Origin of the sequence: Rahnella sp. BIGb0236 (assembly GCF_004364755.1) — a bacterium.
Classification (GTDB): Bacteria; Pseudomonadota; Gammaproteobacteria; order Enterobacterales; family Enterobacteriaceae; genus Rahnella; species Rahnella victoriana.
Window position 1 is genome coordinate 103,510 of sequence record NZ_SOAO01000010.1, and the last position, 18,827, is coordinate 122,336.

Annotated in this window: 20 protein-coding genes; 8 read left to right on the forward strand and 12 right to left on the reverse strand. The window is 55.9% G+C overall.

Annotation, left to right across the window (positions count from 1 at the left end):
- The first annotated feature begins 32 nt into the window (after window positions 1–32).
- The 3 genes from EDF78_RS18665 to modA all read left to right on the forward strand — a co-directional run bounded on the left by EDF78_RS18665 (window position 33) and on the right by modA (window position 2,689).
- A complete protein-coding gene (locus EDF78_RS18665) occupies window positions 33–665 on the forward strand; it encodes a LysE family translocator (protein WP_095924368.1) in 633 nt (210 codons plus the stop codon).
- A gap of 186 nt (window positions 666–851) precedes the next feature.
- Window positions 852–1,901 (forward strand): ABC transporter substrate-binding protein, encoded by a 1,050-nt coding sequence (locus EDF78_RS18670; RefSeq protein ID WP_229920964.1) that lies wholly within the window; start codon window positions 852–854, stop codon window positions 1,899–1,901.
- A 47-nt stretch (window positions 1,902–1,948) separates the two neighbouring features.
- Entirely contained in the window at window positions 1,949–2,689 is a 741-nt protein-coding gene (gene modA / locus EDF78_RS18675) for a molybdate ABC transporter substrate-binding protein (protein ID WP_095924366.1), read from the forward strand.
- A 20-nt stretch (window positions 2,690–2,709) separates the two neighbouring features.
- Here the strand turns inward: modA and EDF78_RS18680 are convergent, their stop codons facing one another.
- From EDF78_RS18680 to EDF78_RS18695, 4 genes are all read right to left on the reverse strand, one after another.
- Window positions 2,710–3,567 (reverse strand): PA4780 family RIO1-like protein kinase, encoded by an 858-nt coding sequence (locus EDF78_RS18680; protein WP_095924365.1) that lies wholly within the window; start codon window positions 3,565–3,567, stop codon window positions 2,710–2,712.
- Between the two features lie 200 nt (window positions 3,568–3,767).
- The gene (locus EDF78_RS18685; RefSeq protein WP_095924364.1) at window positions 3,768–4,391 is read right to left on the reverse strand and encodes a glutathione S-transferase; all 624 of its coding nucleotides are present in this window, start codon (window positions 4,389–4,391) and stop codon (window positions 3,768–3,770) included.
- Between the two features lie 34 nt (window positions 4,392–4,425).
- Window positions 4,426–4,959, reverse strand: coding sequence for a GNAT family N-acetyltransferase (locus EDF78_RS18690; RefSeq protein WP_133823635.1), 534 nt, complete (start codon window positions 4,957–4,959; stop codon window positions 4,426–4,428).
- A 25-nt stretch (window positions 4,960–4,984) separates the two neighbouring features.
- Entirely contained in the window at window positions 4,985–5,854 is an 870-nt protein-coding gene (locus EDF78_RS18695; protein WP_095924362.1) for an AraC family transcriptional regulator, read from the reverse strand.
- Between the two features lie 189 nt (window positions 5,855–6,043).
- Here EDF78_RS18695 and EDF78_RS18700 point away from each other — a divergent pair, with 189 nt between their 5' ends.
- Complete coding sequence (locus EDF78_RS18700; RefSeq protein WP_133823636.1) at window positions 6,044–6,946, forward strand: EamA family transporter; 903 nt, start codon at window positions 6,044–6,046, stop codon at window positions 6,944–6,946.
- Window positions 6,947–6,953: 7 nt separating this feature from the next.
- Here EDF78_RS18700 and EDF78_RS18705 read toward each other — a convergent pair whose 3' ends face one another.
- From EDF78_RS18705 to EDF78_RS18715, 3 genes are all read right to left on the reverse strand, one after another.
- On the reverse strand, window positions 6,954–7,298 hold the full coding sequence (locus EDF78_RS18705) for a type II toxin-antitoxin system PemK/MazF family toxin (protein WP_133823637.1): 345 nt from the start codon (window positions 7,296–7,298) through the stop codon (window positions 6,954–6,956).
- Window positions 7,298–7,546: a transcriptional regulator gene (locus EDF78_RS18710; RefSeq protein ID WP_095924359.1), complete on the reverse strand. Its 249-nt coding sequence runs from the start codon at window positions 7,544–7,546 to the stop codon at window positions 7,298–7,300. The genes EDF78_RS18705 and EDF78_RS18710 overlap by 1 nt, the downstream gene beginning before the upstream one ends.
- Before the next feature lie 122 nt (window positions 7,547–7,668).
- On the reverse strand, window positions 7,669–8,409 hold the full coding sequence (locus EDF78_RS18715; RefSeq protein WP_133823638.1) for an SDR family oxidoreductase: 741 nt from the start codon (window positions 8,407–8,409) through the stop codon (window positions 7,669–7,671).
- 119 nt (window positions 8,410–8,528) lie between these two features.
- On the opposite strand from EDF78_RS18715, the gene EDF78_RS18720 reads away from it, so the two are divergent.
- The gene (locus EDF78_RS18720) at window positions 8,529–9,437 is read left to right on the forward strand and encodes a LysR family transcriptional regulator (RefSeq protein ID WP_119823680.1); all 909 of its coding nucleotides are present in this window, start codon (window positions 8,529–8,531) and stop codon (window positions 9,435–9,437) included.
- Here the strand turns inward: EDF78_RS18720 and EDF78_RS18725 are convergent.
- Entirely contained in the window at window positions 9,427–10,332 is a 906-nt protein-coding gene (locus tag EDF78_RS18725) for an AraC family transcriptional regulator (protein ID WP_119823682.1), read from the reverse strand. The two genes, EDF78_RS18720 and EDF78_RS18725, sit on opposite strands and share 11 nt — an antisense overlap.
- A 6-nt stretch (window positions 10,333–10,338) precedes the next feature.
- Window positions 10,339–11,760 carry an aldehyde dehydrogenase family protein gene (locus EDF78_RS18730; protein WP_133823639.1) on the reverse strand — a complete coding sequence of 474 codons (1,422 nt, stop codon included), beginning with the start codon at window positions 11,758–11,760 and terminating at the stop codon, window positions 10,339–10,341.
- A gap of 129 nt (window positions 11,761–11,889) precedes the next feature.
- On the opposite strand from EDF78_RS18730, the gene EDF78_RS18735 reads away from it, so the two are divergent.
- Window positions 11,890–12,381 (forward strand): hypothetical protein, encoded by a 492-nt coding sequence (locus EDF78_RS18735; RefSeq protein WP_133823640.1) that lies wholly within the window; start codon window positions 11,890–11,892, stop codon window positions 12,379–12,381.
- Window positions 12,382–12,477: 96 nt separating this feature from the next.
- On the opposite strand, the gene EDF78_RS18740 is transcribed toward EDF78_RS18735, so the two are convergent.
- Entirely contained in the window at window positions 12,478–14,049 is a 1,572-nt protein-coding gene (locus EDF78_RS18740; protein ID WP_133823641.1) for a hypothetical protein, read from the reverse strand.
- 126 nt (window positions 14,050–14,175) lie between these two features.
- Window positions 14,176–15,333, reverse strand: coding sequence for an FAD-dependent urate hydroxylase HpxO (gene hpxO / locus EDF78_RS18745; RefSeq protein WP_133823642.1), 1,158 nt, complete (start codon window positions 15,331–15,333; stop codon window positions 14,176–14,178).
- A gap of 258 nt (window positions 15,334–15,591) precedes the next feature.
- On the opposite strand from hpxO, the gene EDF78_RS18750 reads away from it, so the two are divergent.
- Together EDF78_RS18750 and EDF78_RS18755 are read left to right on the forward strand one after the other, a co-directional pair.
- Window positions 15,592–16,446 (forward strand): LysR family transcriptional regulator, encoded by an 855-nt coding sequence (locus EDF78_RS18750; protein WP_095924351.1) that lies wholly within the window; start codon window positions 15,592–15,594, stop codon window positions 16,444–16,446.
- Between the two features lie 95 nt (window positions 16,447–16,541).
- Window positions 16,542–17,960 (forward strand): amidohydrolase family protein, encoded by a 1,419-nt coding sequence (locus EDF78_RS18755; protein ID WP_133823643.1) that lies wholly within the window; start codon window positions 16,542–16,544, stop codon window positions 17,958–17,960.
- 88 nt (window positions 17,961–18,048) lie between these two features.
- On the opposite strand, the gene EDF78_RS18760 is transcribed toward EDF78_RS18755, so the two are convergent.
- Entirely contained in the window at window positions 18,049–18,591 is a 543-nt protein-coding gene (locus tag EDF78_RS18760) for a single-stranded DNA-binding protein (protein WP_095924349.1), read from the reverse strand.
- Between the last annotated feature and the right edge of the window lie 236 nt (window positions 18,592–18,827).

An 18,827-nucleotide genomic window follows, 5' to 3' on the forward strand; every position in this document is an offset into this window, starting at 1 on the left:
CTTCAACTTTATGAATTTTGCCGGAGTTTTCCATGCCCGATGCCGCCCATTGGTTGCCCTTTCTGCTGATTTGTCTCGGTCTGGTGTTAACACCCGGACCTAACATGATTTACCTGATCTCGCGTTCGCTGTGTCAGGGTCCGAAAGCCGGGCTGATCTCGCTGGGTGGCGTGGTGCTGGGATTCCTGTTTTATATGCTTTTCGCTGCGCTGGGCATTACCGCGCTGGTGATGGCGGTGCCGTTCGCCTACGACGCCCTGCGCATCGGCGGCGCGGCGTATCTGCTGTATATGGCCTGGCAGGCGGTGAAACCCGGCGGTCGCTCGCCGTTTCAGGTCAGAGATTTACCCCGCGACAGTCATAAAAAACTGTTCACCATGGGGCTGGTCACTAATCTGCTGAATCCCAAAGCCGCCGTGTTGTATCTGACGCTGTTGCCGCAATTTATCGTGCCGGAACAGGGGCATGTGCTGGCACAGTCGCTGATTTTGGGCAGCTCGCAAATTCTGATCAGCACGACGGTTAACGCGCTGGTGGCACTTTCCGCAGGCTATATCGCGGGCTTTCTGGCGGGACGCCCTCTGTGGATGGTGCTTCAGCGCTGGTTTATGGGCGCGGTGCTGGGCGGACTGGCGGTGCGTATGCTGCTCGACGGGCGCAAATAACGCTCTGTTTACAAGACCATCTGTTTATAAAACCATCAGTTTCTAAAAACTGTCGATTGATAAAAACGTGGCACTTATCACCAGTCATATTCACTTTACCGCGAACGCTATATAATCCTCTGCACAACGAAACCAGAGGATTTTTCCGTGCGCGTATTTTCATCCCGCTTTTTGACTCCGGCAGCCCTGCTCGGCCTGGCCCTGAGTTTGGCTTCCCCTTCCGCGTTGGCTACACGTCAGATCACCGATCAGCTTGGCCGTCAGGTCACTCTTCCCGATCAGGTGGATCGCGTCGTCGTGTTGCAACACCAGACCCTTAATCTGCTGGTGCAGCTTGATGCCACCCGGGACATCGTCGGCGTGCTGAACAACTGGCAGCAGCAACTGGGCAGTGGTTATGTGCGCCTCGCACCGGAACTGGCAAAAACACCGGTGGTCGGTGACCTGACCAGCGTTAATCTGGAAAGCGTGGTGGCGCTGCATCCGCAGGTGGTGTTCGTCACCAACTATGCACCGCAGGAAATGATCGACCAGATCAGCCAGACCGGCATCGCTGTGGTGGCGGTATCGCTGCGTGATGATCCGAAAGGCGAAGAACATAAGATGAATCCGGTGCTGCCGGATGAAGACAAGGCCTACTCCGAGGGGCTGAAAAAAGGCATCGCGCTGATCGGTGAGGTGGTGAATCACCAGAAACAGGCGCAGGCATTGATCGACTATACTTTTTCTCAGCGCCGGTTAACCGGCGAGCGGCTGAAAAGTATTCCGGCCAGTCAGCGGATCCGCACTTATATGGCCAATCCCGATCTGACCACCTACGGCTCGGGGAAATACACCGGCCTGATGATGGCGCATGCCGGTGCCATGAACGTGGCGGCGTCCACGGTGAAAGGATTTAAACAGGTCGCGCTGGAGCAGGTGATCGCCTGGAACCCGCAGGTGATCTTCGTGCAGGATCGTTATCCTGACGTGGTCGGGCAGATCCAGCAGGATCCGAAGTGGCAGGGTATTGATGCGGTGAAAAACCATCGTGTCTATCTGATGCCGGAATACGCCAAAGCCTGGGGCTACCCGATGCCCGAAGCCCTGGCCATTGGCGAACTGTGGATGGCGAAAAAACTCTACCCGCAAAAATTCGCCGACATCGACATGCAAAAACAGGCTGATGACTATTATCAACGCTTCTACCGGACAAATTATAAGCCCGCGACAGAAGCGGCGCGCGCGGGGAAATAGCCTCGTCTCCGGCGCTTTATGTTGAGGCAATGTGACAAGGAGACCTGATGACAAAGACGATAAAAGTGCTGGCGGCAGGGAGTCTGCGCCGTGCGTGGGCACCGTTGTGTGATGCCTTTACGGAAGAAACGGGCGACAAAATCGACGTGGAATTCGGCCCCGCCGGATTGCTGCGCGAGCGCATCGAACAGGGTGAAAAAGTCGATCTGTTTGCCTCGGCCAATACCGCGCATCCGCTGACGTTGCAACAACATGGCAAGGCGCTGGAGGTGGAAGCCTTTTGCGGCAACAGCCTGTGCGTGACGGCCAGAAAAGGGCCCGAGCTGGAGAAACTCAACTGGCTGAGCGTGTTGCTGGATCCGCGTTTTCGTCTGGCGACCTCGACGCCGCAAAGCGATCCTTCCGGCGATTACACCTGGCAGATGTTCGAGCAGATCGAAAGAAGGCATCCTGATGCGGGGGCGATTTTGCGCAATAAAGCGCTGCGGCTGGTGGGCGGTGAGAAATCGGCGAAAGTACCGGAAGGCAAACTGGCGGCGGAATGGCTGATTTGCAGCGGTCAGGCCGATGTGTTTATCGGCTATACCAGTTATGCCACGCTGCTGCGGGAAAACGATGCGCTGGAAGTCTACAACATTCCGGCGGATTACAACGTGCGGGCCAGATACGCGTTGGCGACCTGCACGGAGAAAGGCAAACCGCTGGCAGATTTTATTCTTTCAGAAACCGGCCAGCATATTTTGCAGAATGCCGGTTTTTGCGGGAGACATGCGGTGATGCCGGAATAGAAAAAAGGAAAAAATATACCTCAGTGATCGAGGTCCCTTTCCTTCATTGCCCGCTGACGATCATAGTACTCATCTTCGGCGGCAATGATTTCATCCAGCAGCGAATCCACATCTGCTTTGTGCGTATCTTCGGTGAACTGCCCGGTCAGAATGGTTTCCGGCGTCAGTTTGCCGTCTTCGTACAATGCCCAGATTTCTTTGGCAAAACGCGTTTCCAGCAACTGCGGCGCAAACTGACCGTAATACTCGGTCATGTTATTCACATCGCGCTCAAACATCGATTCGGCATGGTTGTTGGCTGCCGCGTCGACGGCCTGCGGCAGGTCGATAATCACCGGCCCGTCGGCATCCATCAGCACATTAAATTCTGACAAATCGCCATGCACGATACCGGCGCACAACATGCGCACGATGTTACGGATCATGGTCTCAAAATCCGCGACGGCTTCTTCTTCGGTCAGGATCACATCACTGAGACGCGGCGCGACCACGCCGTCGGCGTCGGTGATGAGCTCCATCAGCAGCACGCCGTCCAGACAAATATAGGGCTGCGGCACGCGCACACCGGCATTCGCCAGACGAAACAGCGCATCCACTTCCGCCGTCTGCCAGGATTCTTCCTGCTGCTTACGGCCGAACTTTGACCCCTTCTGCATCGCACGTGCATTACGGGTATTGCGCACTTTACGGCCTTCCTGATACTGCACAGCCTGTTTGAAGCTACGTTGTGTCGCTTCTTTGTAAACTTTGGCACAACGGATCTCTTCACCGCATAACACGGTGTAAACGTCGGCCTCTTTGCCACTTTTCAGTCGACGGACCACATCATCAATCAGGCCGTCATCCACCAGAGGTTGGATTCTATTTGGGATTTTCATGCAGCCTTGTACCTTATTTCAGCGCATGAGGGAATGACCTGCGCAATATTCCCTGCATTACACACCAGACACGCGGTTCGCGTCATCCTTTCTTGATCCTTATCGCTGACTGTCTTCAGGGGTACAGTTTAACGTAGTGACGAGGGTGTGGATACTTTCTGCGCACAGGTTATTGCCTGTCATCTTGCTATTTCTTAACGCTAAACCTGACCGTTTCTGCCAAATAAACGATAACCTTCGCGCTGGTTGAGGCGATCATAATACGCCGACACCGCCGGTAACGCCGGACGCGACATCGGGGTCATCGACCAGCGGTTCACCGCCAGCCCGATCGGAATATCCGCCAGGGTAAAATTATCGCCCAGCACGTAATCGCCGCTGCGCTGAAGCTGTTCTTCCAGCATCTGCATATGACGGTTCCACTCGCTGACACCGGCATCAATCAGCGCCGGATCCTGATGTTGCGGGCTGTTGCGCGCCAGCGCCGGAAACGCATATCGCCACGAATTATTCAGCTCACCGGCCTGCCAGTCCATCCACTGTTCCGTCAGCGCACGGCGTTTCGGATCAGATGACAGCAAATCCTCACGCCCTTCCCGCGCCGTCAGGTAGCGGCAAATCACATTGGATTCCCACAGCACAAACTCGCCGTCGAGCAGCACCGGCACCATCGCATTGGGGTTCAGTGCCTTAAACTCCGGCGTCTGTGTGGTCTGAAAACCTGAACCGAATTGCTCCTGTTCATATTCCAGCCCCAGTTCGTGACAGGTCCACAACACTTTACGCACATTGATCGACGGTGATTTACCCAGAATCTTCAGCATGATTTCCCCTGATAAGTGGAACGTAAATGGCCGGTTACGCCGGACGGACAAAAATCCGCGTTTCTGACCCATGATAGGTGGTATCGGTTTTTGCCACGAAACCACATTTTTCCGCCAGACGGATGGAAGCCTGATGCGCCGGCGCAATAATGCAGCATAGCTGACGATCGAGATGTGTACCGGCCCAGTTCAGTACCGCCTGTGCGGCTTCAAACGCATAGCCTTTGCCGTGAAACGCCGGAGAAACCACCCAGCCCATTTCTGCCATGCCATTGAGCGATGGGGTAATTTCCCGCTGATAATCCGCCAGACCGATCTCACCGACAAACGCGCCTTCTGCGCCGTGATTTTTTTCGAATACGATCCAGTAACCGAAGCCCAGCATCTGCCAGTGGCCGGGATAACGCAGCAGGCGGCTCCAGCTCGCCTCGCGGCCGGACGGCGTGCCGCCGATATATTTCACCACAGCCGGATCGGCCCATTGCGCGGCGATATGTTCAAAATCATCCACATGATGGCCGCGTAAAATCAGTCGTTCGGTTTCAATAACGGGAGCGAGGGTCTGCATGGTTTTTCCTGAAGGATAAGATGAATTAGCCGCGGCGCAGCGCCGTCGGCGTCATGCCGCGCACGGCTTTGAAGCGGTTACTGAAATGGCTGGCGGAACTGAATCCGCATTCCAGCGCAAGGGTGGTGATATCCATCTGACTGGTTTTTAATAAAATTTCCGCACGGATCAGCCGGGCATTCATCACGTACTGATGCGGCGCCATGCCCATACTTTGTTTAAACATACGGGCGAAATGGAATTCACTGAGTTCCGCCAGCGCGGCGAGGTCCGGCAACAGCAAGGGTTCCGCAAGATGCGCGTGAATGTAATCTTTCACGCGATTGAGAATATGCGGTGCCAGCCCGCCGCGTACCGTGGGCAGCGCCCATTGCAGGTGGGTGTAATGTTTCACCAGATGCGCCAGCAGCAGATTTGCCGCGCTGCTGAGCATCAGCTGATTGCTGTTTTCCTGCCACTGACTGCTGAGTAAAAAGTGGCGATACAGCAGGGTAATTTGCGGATCTTCTCCGAACGTATGCTCTTCCATGCGGATCGCCGCCGGACTGCGATCCCAGGTTTGTTCCACCAGATGCCGTAAATGTTCGTCGGAGCAATACAGATGCACAAACGACAAATCGTCGCGCACATCCCAGCTCGACATGCTGTCTTTCGGCATCAGACAAAAACGATCCGGCCCGCCGCCATTGCGCCAGCCGCTGCGGGTTTTGTGATAACACTCATAACCGTCGGCGACGTACAGGCTCAGCGTGTGGTGATCGGCACTTTCCTGATTGACGATGTCATTTTTGTTCGACCACGCCGCCAGCTGAATACCTGACCCCAGCGTCAGACTGTCATGCAGCACCGCTTTGTGCTTGCGCAGCGTTTCAAATGCCTGATAAACCCTGGTCATGCCAGCACACCCGGTGGAGGAAAGAAGAGTCACAGTTTACGGTTTTTCCCCGCCGCAGAGCCAGATTTTGCTGCGTGACGCAGCGAAAAAAAGCGCAAGAATATGCAACCCGCCGCAAACGGCTGACAGCCAGCCAGCGCGCATTCCCGCACACTCCGCTCAACATGTCATGTGAAACGAGAGAAGGCTATGAACGCGCTGCTTTATATTCTGGTGATTATTATCTGGGGCACTACCTGGTTTGCCATCTACCTGCAACAGGGCGATGTCCCGGTGACGGTGTCGATTTTCTACCGCTTCCTGCTGGCGGCGGTGATCATGCTGGTGGCATTGCTGGCAACGCGCCGGTTGCGACGTCTGGCGCTGAAAGATCACCTGTTCTGCATGGTGCAGGGGTGCTGCGTTTTTTGCTTCAATTTTTACTGTTTCTATCACGCGGCAGCCTATATCACCAGCGGACTGGAATCGGTGATTTTCTCCATGGCCGTGCTGTTTAACGCCTTCAACGGCATGGTGTTTTTCCGCCAGAAACTGGCACCGGCGGTGATCCCGGCGTCGGTTCTCGGACTGGCAGGCATTATCACCTTGTTCTGGCATGATCTGAGCGCGGCACACATCGCGCCGGAACTGCTGAAAGGCATCGGTCTCAGCCTGCTCGGCACCTACGGATTTTCACTCGGCAACATGATCAGTTCCCGCCACCAGCGCCACGGGCTGGATGTGCTTTCCACCAATACTTACGCGATGTTTTACGGCACGGCCGTTATGGGCGCACTGAGCCTGATGCAGGGCGCGTCATTCGCCATCGATCTGACCCCGCAATACCTCGGCTCCCTGGTCTATCTGTCGCTGTTTGGCTCAGTGCTGGCCTTCGGGATTTACTTCACGCTGGTCGGCCGCATCGGTGCCAGTCAGGCCGCCTACAGCACCCTGCTATTCCCGCTGGTCGCCCTGACGGTGTCCACGTTCTATGAAGGCTATCAGTGGCACATCAATGCGATTATCGGTCTGGCGTTGATCCTCATGGGCAATCTGGTGATGTTCTGCCGCCCGAACTGGCTGGAAATGTTCAGGAAGGCGGCAGTGGCATAATTTGATATCAGGCCATTAAGCTCTCACCGCCAATCAGCGGAATGATTCTGGCAAGCACGTCGTCAAACACGCCACTTTCCGCAACAGCGATAAACTTAGCCTGCCGGTGACGCCAGTCCATTGTGTGGATCAATGTTGTGGCGACCACGCTCGGTGCACTCAAATTCTTAACCGGCACTTCGGTCGGTGCGCCACGAATACTGGTGCTCACCGGCATACAAATCACCAGCCCGGTGACCTGATTATAAGTTTCATGAGACAGGATAAGCGCAGGGCGATATTTGCCTATTTCCTTTCCTTTGGTTGGCTCAAAATCCAGCCAGCAAATATCGCCACGCTTTGGTAAATACATTAATAATCAAGCTCCCTGTCAGTCGGTTCTGCCAATTCATCCGCGTGAGCATTATACGCGCTCAGACCCGATAGCAAGCTGGCCTCAGTGACCTTCTGCTTCCCGGCTTTTCGAATTTGCAGCCCCTCTTCAGAAATCTCGATATCAACAACATCGCCTTCTTCGAATTGTGGAATTGACTTCAAATTTCCTGACAACCGCAGCGCGATGCTGTTACCCCATTTCTGTAATGTGGCCTGAGTTCGCATGTTCATTCCTCCACCGTTGTATCTACAAAGAGTATACAACGAAAAGCCCGTAACGTTATTTTCGTTACAGGCTTTTGCGAGCTGCATTCAGACTATTTATCTTTCTGCCTTAATCGGGAATGTTAAATAATCCCGCCATTCGCCTTCAGCGTCTGGCCGTTCACCCAGGCACCGTCGGGACCGGCGAGGAAGGCGACCACGGAGGCGATGTCTTCCGGCTGACCGAGGCGCTCAAGCGGTGAGGTTTTGGCGATGGTGTCCACCAGTTGATCCGATTTGCCGTTGAGGAATAAATCCGTTGCCGTCGGGCCGGGCGCAACGGTATTGACGGTGATCTGGCGGCCGCGCATTTCTTTGGTCAGCACACGGCTCAGCGCCTCGACAGCGGCTTTGGTTGCGGCATACACGCCGTACGTCGGCTGATACAACCCCACCACCGTCGATGAAAAGTTGATGATGCGCCCGCCATTGTGCAGATGTTTCGCCGCCTCACGCAGGGTGTTGAAGGTCCCTTTCAGATTGATGTCGATAAGGCGATCGAAGGCCGCATCGTCGGTATCGGCGATGGCAGAAAGCGTCATAATGCCCGCGTTATTGACCAGCACATCCACGCCGCCAAACGCCTGTTCCGCACTGGCAAACATCCGGCTGACCGCCGCCGCGTCGCTGACATCCGCCTGCGCGCTGATGGCCTTGCCGCCTGCCCGTTCAATCTTGCTGACCACCGCGTCGGCCTCTGCCGCACCGCGTGAATAGTTCACAATCACGGTAAAACCGTCCCGCGCCAGACGCAGGGCAATCGCTGCGCCGATACCACGGGATGCGCCGGTGACCAGAGCGACTTTCTGTTTTGATGAAGTCATGAGGTGTTTCCTTTTGAGTTGTCCGGATTCATTGCTGCTGAAGAAAGCGTAGCCGATTGACGCTGCCGGATAATTACCCGATATTCGTTATCACTATCCGAAAAAGGCGAACAATCATCATGGATAAACTCGACAGCATGCAGTTATTCACCCGCGTGGTGGAACTGCGCAGTTTTACGCAGGCCGCACAGGCGCTGAACCTGAAACGCTCGACGGTGACCGACGCAATTAAGCAGCTAGAGACGCGGCTCAACATCCGGCTTCTGCAACGCACGACCCGTCACGTCAGTCCGACGCTGGATGGCGAAGCCTATTACCAGCGCTGTCTGCGTATTCTGGCGGATGTGGAAGATGCCGAAATGGCCTTTGCCGGTGCGCAGCCGAAAGGGTTATTGCGGGTGGATGTACACGGTTCGATGGCGCGACATTTTCTGCTGCCCGGCTTACCGGATTTTCTGGCGCAGTATCCCGACATTGAGTTTTACATGAGCGAAGGCGACCGGCTGGTGGATCTGGTGCGGGAAGGCATCGATTGTGTGATCCGCGCCGGAGAGCTGAAAGACAGCGATATGGTGGCGCGGCCGCTCGGTACGTTGCCGGAAATTACCTGCGCCAGCCCGGACTATCTGCAACGTTTTGGCATACCGGAAACACCGGACGATCTCGCCGGTCACCGGATGATTGGTTTCCGGTCCAGTGCGACCGGTGGTCTGTTGCCGCTGGTGTTTCAGCAGCAAGGTAAACTGCGTGACGTTATGCTGCCGACCAGTTTGTCGGTCAACGGCGCGGAAAGCATGAAAGAAGCGGCACGGCGCGGGATGGGGATTATTCAGGTGCCGCATTACGGCCTGCTGGAAGATCTGGCGCAGGGCAGTCTCGTGCAGATTCTGGCGGATTATCCGGCCGGTTCGCTGCCGGTTTCCCTGCTTTACCCGCGCAACCGCCAGCTTTCGCCACGTGTGCGGGTATTTATCGACTGGATGGTGAAAGAGTTTGCGCGGCGCGATCCGCATCCGCTTACAACGTGACGCCCTGCTGGCGGAGCTGGCCGATATCCTGCAAGGGCGGCGCGCCAAACGAACGACGATATTCCCGGTTAAACTGCGACGGGCTTTCGTAACCCACCCGAAACGCCGCCGTCGCCGCGTCAATATTGCCGCTCAGCAACAACCGCCGCGCCTCGAGCAGACGGATTTGTTTCTGATATTGTAGCGGGCTCATCACCGTCAGCGCTTTAAACCGGTGGTGAAGATTCGACACGCTCATGCCGACCGTTTTCGCCAGCTCGTCCATACGCAGCGGATGCGCGAAATTGGCTTTGATCCACTGAATCGCCTCACTGACGCCCTTGCCCTGATAATACGACAGCAAATGCTGATAAAAATGACCGCCTTCGGGGGCGGTGATCAGCCGGTAGAAAATCTCTTTTTTCACCAGTTGCCCGAGCGCCTGCAAATCCTGCGGATGCTCAAGCAGGGTCACCAGCCGCAAAAATGCGTCGGCCAGACAGTCATCGGATTTTGCGACATAGGTGACGCTGCCGGATGTCGGGATCAACCGCTGATCGAGCTGCATGTCGATCATCAGATCCGCCATTTCTTTCAGATCAAGATCGATGCGGATCCCCAGATACGGAAGATCCGCTGATGCCTGCGTGACCTGCCCCGAAACCGGCATATCAATGGCGGAAAGCAGATAACTGCCCGCGCCGTATTCCACCACCTCCGTGCCGATCAGCACCTTTTTTTGACCCTGTAAAATCAGGCACATCGAAGGTTCCAGCATGCCTTTGTTCAGCGCCGTCGGATGGGTAAAGCGGATAAATGACAGCCAGGGCAGCGCCGTCGGGCAGGAAAGCTCTTCCGGCGGCAGGGTGGCAAAAGCACGCAACACGCGCGCGCTCAGGGATGTCATTAACGTCATAGCACCTCACTCATCGTCGATCAGGGTCTTCGGCTCAAGATACGCTTCCAGCCCGTAAGTGCCAAATTCGCGCCCCAGACCGGACTGTTTGAAGCCGCCAAACGGTGCATCCGGCGCATCGTACATGCCGTTAACGAACACCCGCCCGGCCACGATTTGACTCGCCACCTCACGCGCCTGCTGACAGTTTTCCCCGCTGACGTAGGCCTGCAAGCCATACACCGTGTCGTTCGCCATTTGTACCGCCTCCTCAATGCTGCGATAGGTGAGCACTGAAAGCACCGGTCCGAAAATCTCTTCGCGGGCGATGGTCATTTCCGGCGTGACGTTCACAAACACCGTCGGTTTCACGAAATAACCGCGGCTTAATCCCTCTGGCCGCCCTTCGCCGCCGCACAGCAGCTCCGCACCTTCCTCAATGCCCAGACGGATATAGTTCTGCACGCGGGCATACTGTTTTGCCGTCACCAGCGGGCCGATTTGCGTTTCCTCCTGAGTCGGGTCGCCGACATGGATATCCGCCACCGCGCGCAACAGATGCGTTTTCACCTCTTCCAGACGTTGTTCCGGCACCAGTAAACGGGTTCCGGCGATACACGCCTGACCGTTATTCATCGTACCGACCGCCAGCGCCAGCGGAATGGCTTTCGCGAGGTCAGCGTCCGGCAGCAAAATATTCGGCGACTTGCCCCCCAGTTCCAGCGTGACGCGTTTCAGGGTATCCACCGCGTCGCGGGCAATGGTTTTGCCAACCAGCGTCGAACCGGTAAACGAGATTTTGGCGATATCCGGATGGCGGGTCATTTCGGCACCCACGACGTCACCCCGCCCGGTGATAATATTGAACACACCGGCCGGCAATCCTGCCGCGTGCAGACATTCCGTCAGCAACCGGGTTTGTACCGCGCTCAGTTCGCTCGGCTTAATCACCACCGCGCTGCCTGCGGCCAGTGCGGTAGCCATTTTATTGCAGATGAACCCGTAATTCGCATTCCACGGCGTAATCAGCCCGACCACGCCGAGCGGTTCCATCACCACTTTTGCCCGTCCCACCTGACGCACAAAATCATAGTCATTAAGCAGTTTTATCGCCTGTGAAAATGCACCGGAAGCCCGCGCTACCGTACCGCGCACCATCGCCAGCGAACCCCCGTATTCTGCGCTCATCACCGTTTCCAGCTCATCCGCCCGCGCCAGAACGGCATCGTGCAATTGCTGCAAATACTGAATGCGCTGCGCTTTTGTGCTGCGCGAAAACGCCGGATACGCCGCCTTTGCCGCCGCAATAGCCTGGCGGGTATCGGTTTCGTCGGCCAGACGAACCTGCGCCGCGACCTGTTCGGTCACAGGATTAATCAGGTCCATCACCTCTTTGCCGTGCGGGGTAACGAATTCGCCATTAATATAGATTTGATTAATCTGTTTCATGAATGCCTCCGGTGAATGAGTTTTCATGCTAAGACCTGTGCGCAAAACGGAGATAGACCATTACTGTGCAAGGATTGCCTGATCCTGCTGTCGGGAAACATTCAGAACGTTAACGATTGGGAGAAGCCGATGACAACACCTGCTGTATTGCTGCATATCGGCAGCGAAGAGACGCTGGTTATCGTCAGAAATGAGGATAGCGAAGACAAGAGTTTGCCATTAACACTGGGTTCACAGCTGACCTCCGTGGGCTATTTCCGCCACACGCCGCCGACGCCGGATGAAATGGAAACCGCCATTATGGTAGTCGAAGACGAAGTGATCCGCATCCGCCACTACATCCCGCCGGGTGCCCGGTTGTTCAGCTCGGACAACGATATCCGCGCGCTGGCCCGCATTGCCGGTGAGGCGGAAAACGAAGTGATGACACTGTCCCTCGACGCCGTAGAGCGCACCTTTGACCGGCTGGCGCTGGTAATCAACGGCCGCCCCGCGCAATTCGAAGGCATCCCTGACGGCAATGATTTCGCCGCCACCTTGCTGATTTTGCGTGAATTTATGCATCATCTGCAATTTGATGAAGTCGTGGTGAAAGGGACGAAGTTTGAGATGCAGAGATAAACAAATTAAGGCGAAACAGCAGCCCCGGATGGGGCTGTTAATCCGTTAGCCTGAGATCAGGGTTTGCGGATTGCCTGCCTGTGTGTGTCGTAATAATTAAGAACGATATGCCGCAGGATCCGTTTCCATCAACACCAGTCCGCTCAGATCCGGCAGTGTCTGATGATTCAGATAATCCCGGAATGACATACGAGGGGCATTATTTTCCCATGCGGATTGCAATTTACCCAGCAAATCGGTGGTTTTCGAGGTGGACTCCGGCGTGGTGATATCAGATTCCAGCGCGCCTTTGACGTATTTCTGAATATGCGTTGAGTGGCTGGCAGACTGATCTACCGACGCACTGACCAGCACGCCTTTCTGGTATTGCACGGACGTCGTGCTTTCTGCCGTGTCATCAATCTGATAGTAGAGGTAATTCTGTGAGTTGCGGTCGCTGGTCAGATTGAGTTTCAACCCAGGTGTCAGCGACTCATGATAGCTGGCGACCAGATGTGATTGCTGCTTCTGTGTGATGTTGCGATCTTGCGTGCTGGTGCCGGTGATCGTGCTGGCCTGCGATAGCTGATAAGAGAACGTATCGGTTTCATCCTGACGCATTGGATTGGTGGAATCGACCGGCGTTTGCATGACTGACGCGGTGAAATCTGCCAATCCGGTCATCAGGTTTTTATCGGTTTTGGTCAGCGAGAAATATACCGGCTCAGCCCCCCGGCTTTTGTACGTCGTCGACGTATCGCCGTAATTGCTGTTCAGGGCGGTAAAGGCATCTTTGAACATGGCCATCAGCGATTCGTCAGCATTACCACGGTTGCCTGCACTGCTGATTTGTTTGAGATAACTGTTCAGCGCCTGCTTCTGCTGACTTTCAGTGCCCAACAGTGCCCGTTTACTCATGTCCACGCTGATATCCACCGTACCGGCAATACCCGTTGATTTCACAGAACGCGTACTGGCATCGGCGTGGAAATCCAGCGTCTGGGTATGGGTGGTGCCCAGCGAGGCATGTAAATCCACCGACGACAACGCAGAGGTATCGAACTTCGTCAGCCCGCTCAGATCCAGTTTCGGCGGCTGTGCCGTCAGGCCATCAATCGCTTTCTGAAAACCTTCTGCCAGTCCGGCCAGCGCTTTACGATCCGTATCGCTGAGCGTGCCTTTGCTGACATTCATCTGTACACCAAGCGCATCATCATCACTGCTGAGCGTGATATCGACCAGCGCGCCGCTGGCGGTTTTAATGCTCAGGCTTATCTGATTATCGGCTTTGGTATGAAGCTGGGTTTGTGCGGCGACGTTGCCCGCTGAACTGGCTGACTGAGCGGAAGTCTGCTTCATCACCGACTGGGAATAACTGCCGCTGTCGGTAGTAAATCGTTCAAGCAGCGCCGCACCGAGTCCGGTAAACCGCGCCGCATTGCCGGCGTTGCTGAAATTCGAGGCGAGTTTTGAAGACATCAGATCACTGGATGAACGTTCCCAGACCAGTGCCGGTTTGGTGATGCTGTATACCGGCGACGCAGATTCCGTCTGGCCGATCATCACTGCGGTGGATTGTGTCGTTGAAGCCTGCTGCTGACTGGCTGTAGTAGTGACTGCCGTCAGTGATTTTGTTGACGTAACCAGCGTATTAAGCGCCTGATTACCTGTCGCAGAGATAACTGTCATCCCGATGAGTCCCTATGTTTTTGCGCCATAGCGCCAGTGGATACCTTGATCCTTCTGATGCTATTTTCGGCAAAAACACAGGAAACTTTAAGGATGTGTAAAAAGTTGTTTCTTTGACGTCCCGCGTTATTCCAGCGGGCCGCCCAGAATGGTTTCGCACATTCCGGAGAGAATGCGTTCGCCGGTTTCGGTTTTCAGATCTTCGTACCATTGTTCGGTCACGGCCATTTCTTTGCCGTGGGTGACATCGCAGCGTTTACGCGCTTTCAGTACCAGATCCTTCACACGATACGCGCGTTTTTCCTGATATCGCAGCAGTGCATCTTCAATGCCTAACGAATTGGTTTGCAGCATATTGGCCAGCACCACCGCATCTTCCATCGCCGCGCAGCCGCCCTGCCCGATATCTGGTGTGGTGCTGTGACCGGAGTCACCGAGCAGTGCAATCCGGCCTTTGACCAGTTGCATAAAGGGTTCGATGTCGTGGATTTCGACGCGGTTAGTGGTTTCCGGATTGATCTGGCGGATCAGTTTCTGCACCGGCTCCGCCCAGCCCGCAAAGTAGCCCTGCAAATCATCGCGCACGGTGGTGCGATCCTGCGGCAAGCCTTTCGGCAGCGGCACATCAAAAAAGAAGTAAAAACGGTTGCCGCTCACCGGCATCAGCGAAACGCGTTTCCCCTCGCCGACAAACGTTGTCCACTGATCGGCTGGCGCGATGCTTTCGTCAATTTCCACCAGACCGTTCCAGTTGACGTAACCGGCGTAGCGGCGCTCTGTCGCATAACCCAGAACGTGCTGGCGGATAATGGAATGAGTGCCGTCGGCGGCGATCAGCAGATCGCCGGTCGCAGACGTGCCGTCGTCAAACCAGGCCGTGACGCTGTCGGCGGATTCCTCAACATGCGTCACGCGCTTGCCGAACTGCACCTGATCGCGGCCATACGTCTCGAGCAGCATCGACTGAAGTTCCGCGCGCGCCACCGGATAGGGCTGTTCGCCGACGCTTTGGATCAGCGGATCCATGCTGAACCGCGTCATGGTCTGTCCCTGCTGATACTCTTTGTACGCCATAAAGCGCATGTTGCCGCCGAGTTCGCGCAGCGCCTCTTTCATGCCGAGATAATTCAGGCACTTCACGCCGTTAGGCCAGATGGAAATCGCCGCGCCCACCGGTTTGATCTCCTTCACCGCCTCGTATACCGCCGTTTCGATACCAAAACGCTTCAGCGCAATCGCCGCACACGCACCGCCAATACCGCCACCAATCACGATCGCTTTCATATTTTTTCTCCCCTGAGTCTCTTTAGGGAAAAGCAATTTCTGTACCAGAACAGCAATTTGCCGCCGAAGCCTTGTATACAATCTTAAGGTAAATCTGTAACGGCCGAAGGACAGGCGAAATGCCCTAAAACGAGGCGTTCTTTTGGAGCAGGAATGGCGTAAATGCGGCGCAGTGAGTCACTCTGGTGCAGGAGGGCGAAGGTTGATACTCTGCCGGGTATTGATATTTCGAATACCCAAACCATAAGTATTTATAAAATGAATCGCTATCCGATGTTCAGCCCGCAGCAGTTACTCAGTTTTGTCGCCGTCTGCGAAACCGGCAGTTTTACCCGCGCTGCCGACCGCGTATACCTGTCGCAATCGACGGTCAGCCAGCAAATCCGCAGACTGGAAGACGCGCTGGGCAAACCGTTGCTGGAACGCACGTCTCATCAGGTGCAACTGACGGAAGAAGGCGAACGGTTGCTCGGTTATGCACGGCGGATTATCGCGCTCAACGGTGAAGCACATGACGCGCTGAGCGACCAGTGGCCGGACGGCGTGGTGCGTCTCGGCGTGCCGGAGGATTTTGCCGCAGCGACCACTTCCCTTCTGGCGCAGTTCAGCCGCGCCCATCCGCATATCCGCCTCGATGTCACCAGCGGCCTGAGCCACGAACTGCGCCGCGCCTGGCAGCAGGAGATGCTGGACATCATTCTGGTGAAACAACTGACCGGTGAGAAGGCCAACGCCGCGCGTCCCGAGCCGATGTTGTGGCTCGACAGCGCCGCGTTTCCGGCATTTGAACGGGATCCGATCCCGCTGGTGCTGTTTCCGCTCAACGGGCTATACCGCGAGGAACTCTGTCAGGCACTGGATGCTCTCGGGCGCAGCTGGCGTATCAGTTACAGCAGCGCCAGCCTCGCCGCGCTGGTTGCGGCCAGTGCAGCCGGATTAGGCGTCACTTTATTGCCCGCCAGTTGCCGCCAGCCGGAGCACCGGATTTTAGGGACAGAAAGCGGATTGCCGCCGGTGGATAACGTCGAACTGGCGCTGTTTTACCGCCCCGACGCGACGCCTGCGCAAATCGCACTGGCCGGAAAACTAAAGGATTTTTGCCAGCTCAGCTAGCTATTGTGTTTTCCACTGGCAGGCAGTGGGAAACATCACAGCCGGAACCGGCGTCATCTTTTAAGGTGAAGGGAAAGCCAGCATCCTCCCGCATCATGATTAAGGAATTCGACGTGCAAAATCCTCAGCAACAAAGCCGCAGACATTTTCTCTCGCACAGCGCCAAAATCACCGCCACCGGCGCGCTGCTCACGGCAGGCATGGCATCGGCCTCCCCGTTCAAACCGGGTGCCATGAACGAAAAATGTGACGATACCAGCCAGATCAACGCGATTTCTGCGCCGCATTACCAGTTGCGCAATGTGCGGCTGGAAGAGGGTTTTGAGCGCGAAGGCGATATCGTTATTGCCACCCAAACCGGGCTGTACAACCTGGAGATCAACAACGGCAAAATCGTGGCGATCCAGCCGGCAAAAGACGCCCCCGCCAGCACCTTGCCGGCTTTTGATGCCAGAGGATTACTCCTGCTGCCCGCCACGCGCGACATGCACATTCACCTCGACAAAACCTTTTACGGCGGCAAATGGGAAGCGCCGCGTCCGCGCAAAGGCAAAACCATCATGGACATGATTGCCCGCGAACAGGTTCTGATCCCCCAACTGTTGCCGACGTCGGTGGAACACGCCGAAGCGATCATCGGCCTGCTGCATTCCAAAGGCACCACGGTGGCGCGCAGCCACTGCAATATCGATCCGGTCAGCGGCCTGAAAAGTCTTGAGCATCTGAAGCGTGCGCTGGAAAAACATCAGCAGGATTTCAGCTGTGAAATCGTGGCGTTTCCGCAGCACGGTTTGCTGCATTCGAAAGTCGATGGGTTGATGCGCGAAGCCATGCAAATGGGCGTGCAGTACGTCGGCGGGCTGGACCCGACTAACGTGGACGGCGCGATGGAAAAATCCCTCGATGCGATGTTCCAGATTGCGCTGGATACCCACAAAGGCGTGGATATTCATCTGCATGAAACCACACCCGCCGGGATTGCGGCGGTGAAATACATGATTCAGACCGTGGAGAAAAACCCACAGCTGAAAGGCAAAGTGACGCTCAGCCACGGTTTTGCCCTGGCGATGATGCAGGGCGCGGAACTCGATGAAGTGATCGCCGGGCTTGCCGAACAGCAGTTCACCGTCGCCTCGACTATCCCGCTCGGCAAACTGAACATGCCACTGCCGCAGCTCAGTCAGAACGGCGTATTTGTCATGACCGGCACCGACAGCGTGATCGACCACTGGTCACCGTTCGGCACCGGCAGCATGCTGGAAAAAGCCAGCCTCTACGCCCAGCTCTACGGCAACTCCGACGAATTCGGCCTGACCCGCTCTCTCGCCATCGCCACCGGCAACGTGCTGCCGCTCGACGACAGCGGCAAACGCCAGTGGCCTGCGATCAACGATAACGCCGAAATGATCCTGGTCGACACCAGTTGCTCCGCCGAAGCGGTGGCGCGGGTGTCGGAGGTGAAGGCGACATTCCATCAGGGACGGCTGGTGTTTGGGGCGGTAGGGAAAGTGTGAGGGATTAAAGATTTCTGAATGCCGGATAGCAAAAAGCCCCTTTCGGGGCTTTTTGTTGTTCTGTACGTTGATGCCCGAAGGCAACCCATCAGAACGGGATATCGTCGTCGAAATCCATTGGTGGTTCGTTGTTCTGTGCTGGCGCGTTGTTTTGCGCAGCCGGACGAGCCTGCTGGCCGCCGCTGAACTGGTTGCCGCCTTGTGGCTGCTGAGGCTGACCCCAACCGCCTTGCTGGCCGCCTGCGGATGGCTGACCGCCACCTGCTGGTGCGCCGCCGCCGGCACGGCCGCCGAGCATCTGCATGGTGCCGCCCACGTTAACGACAACTTCGGTGGTGTATTTTTCAACGCCAGCCTGATCGGTCCATTTACGGGTTTGCAGTGCGCCTTCGATGTAAACCTGAGAACCTTTCTTCAGGTATTCGCCTGCGACTTCCGCTAATTTGCCGAAAAGCACAACACGGTGCCATTCGGTTTTTTCTTTCTGCTCGCCGGTGGCTTTGTCACGCCAGCTTTCAGACGTTGCCAGAGTGATGTTGGCAACCGCGCCGCCGTTAGGCATGTAGCGGACTTCCGGGTCTTGCCCCAGATTACCGACGAGAATAACTTTGTTTACGCCTCTGCTGGCCATGTGGATTCTCCTGATGATGTATGTCGTGGCTGAAACCACAGTTTGGGGTGTGAGGAACTCACTTCGCGACATTATAACCACAAAACGGTGCCTTCGTACCACGGATGTAAAACGTTGCGATTTTCTTTCCAGATTGTTCAGCAAACATTCCATCGTTACATCGAGTACTGGATATACATTCAGGTTTTGGGGTGGCATGGGCTGTGATTTGTGTCATAATTGCGCGTTACGTTCTT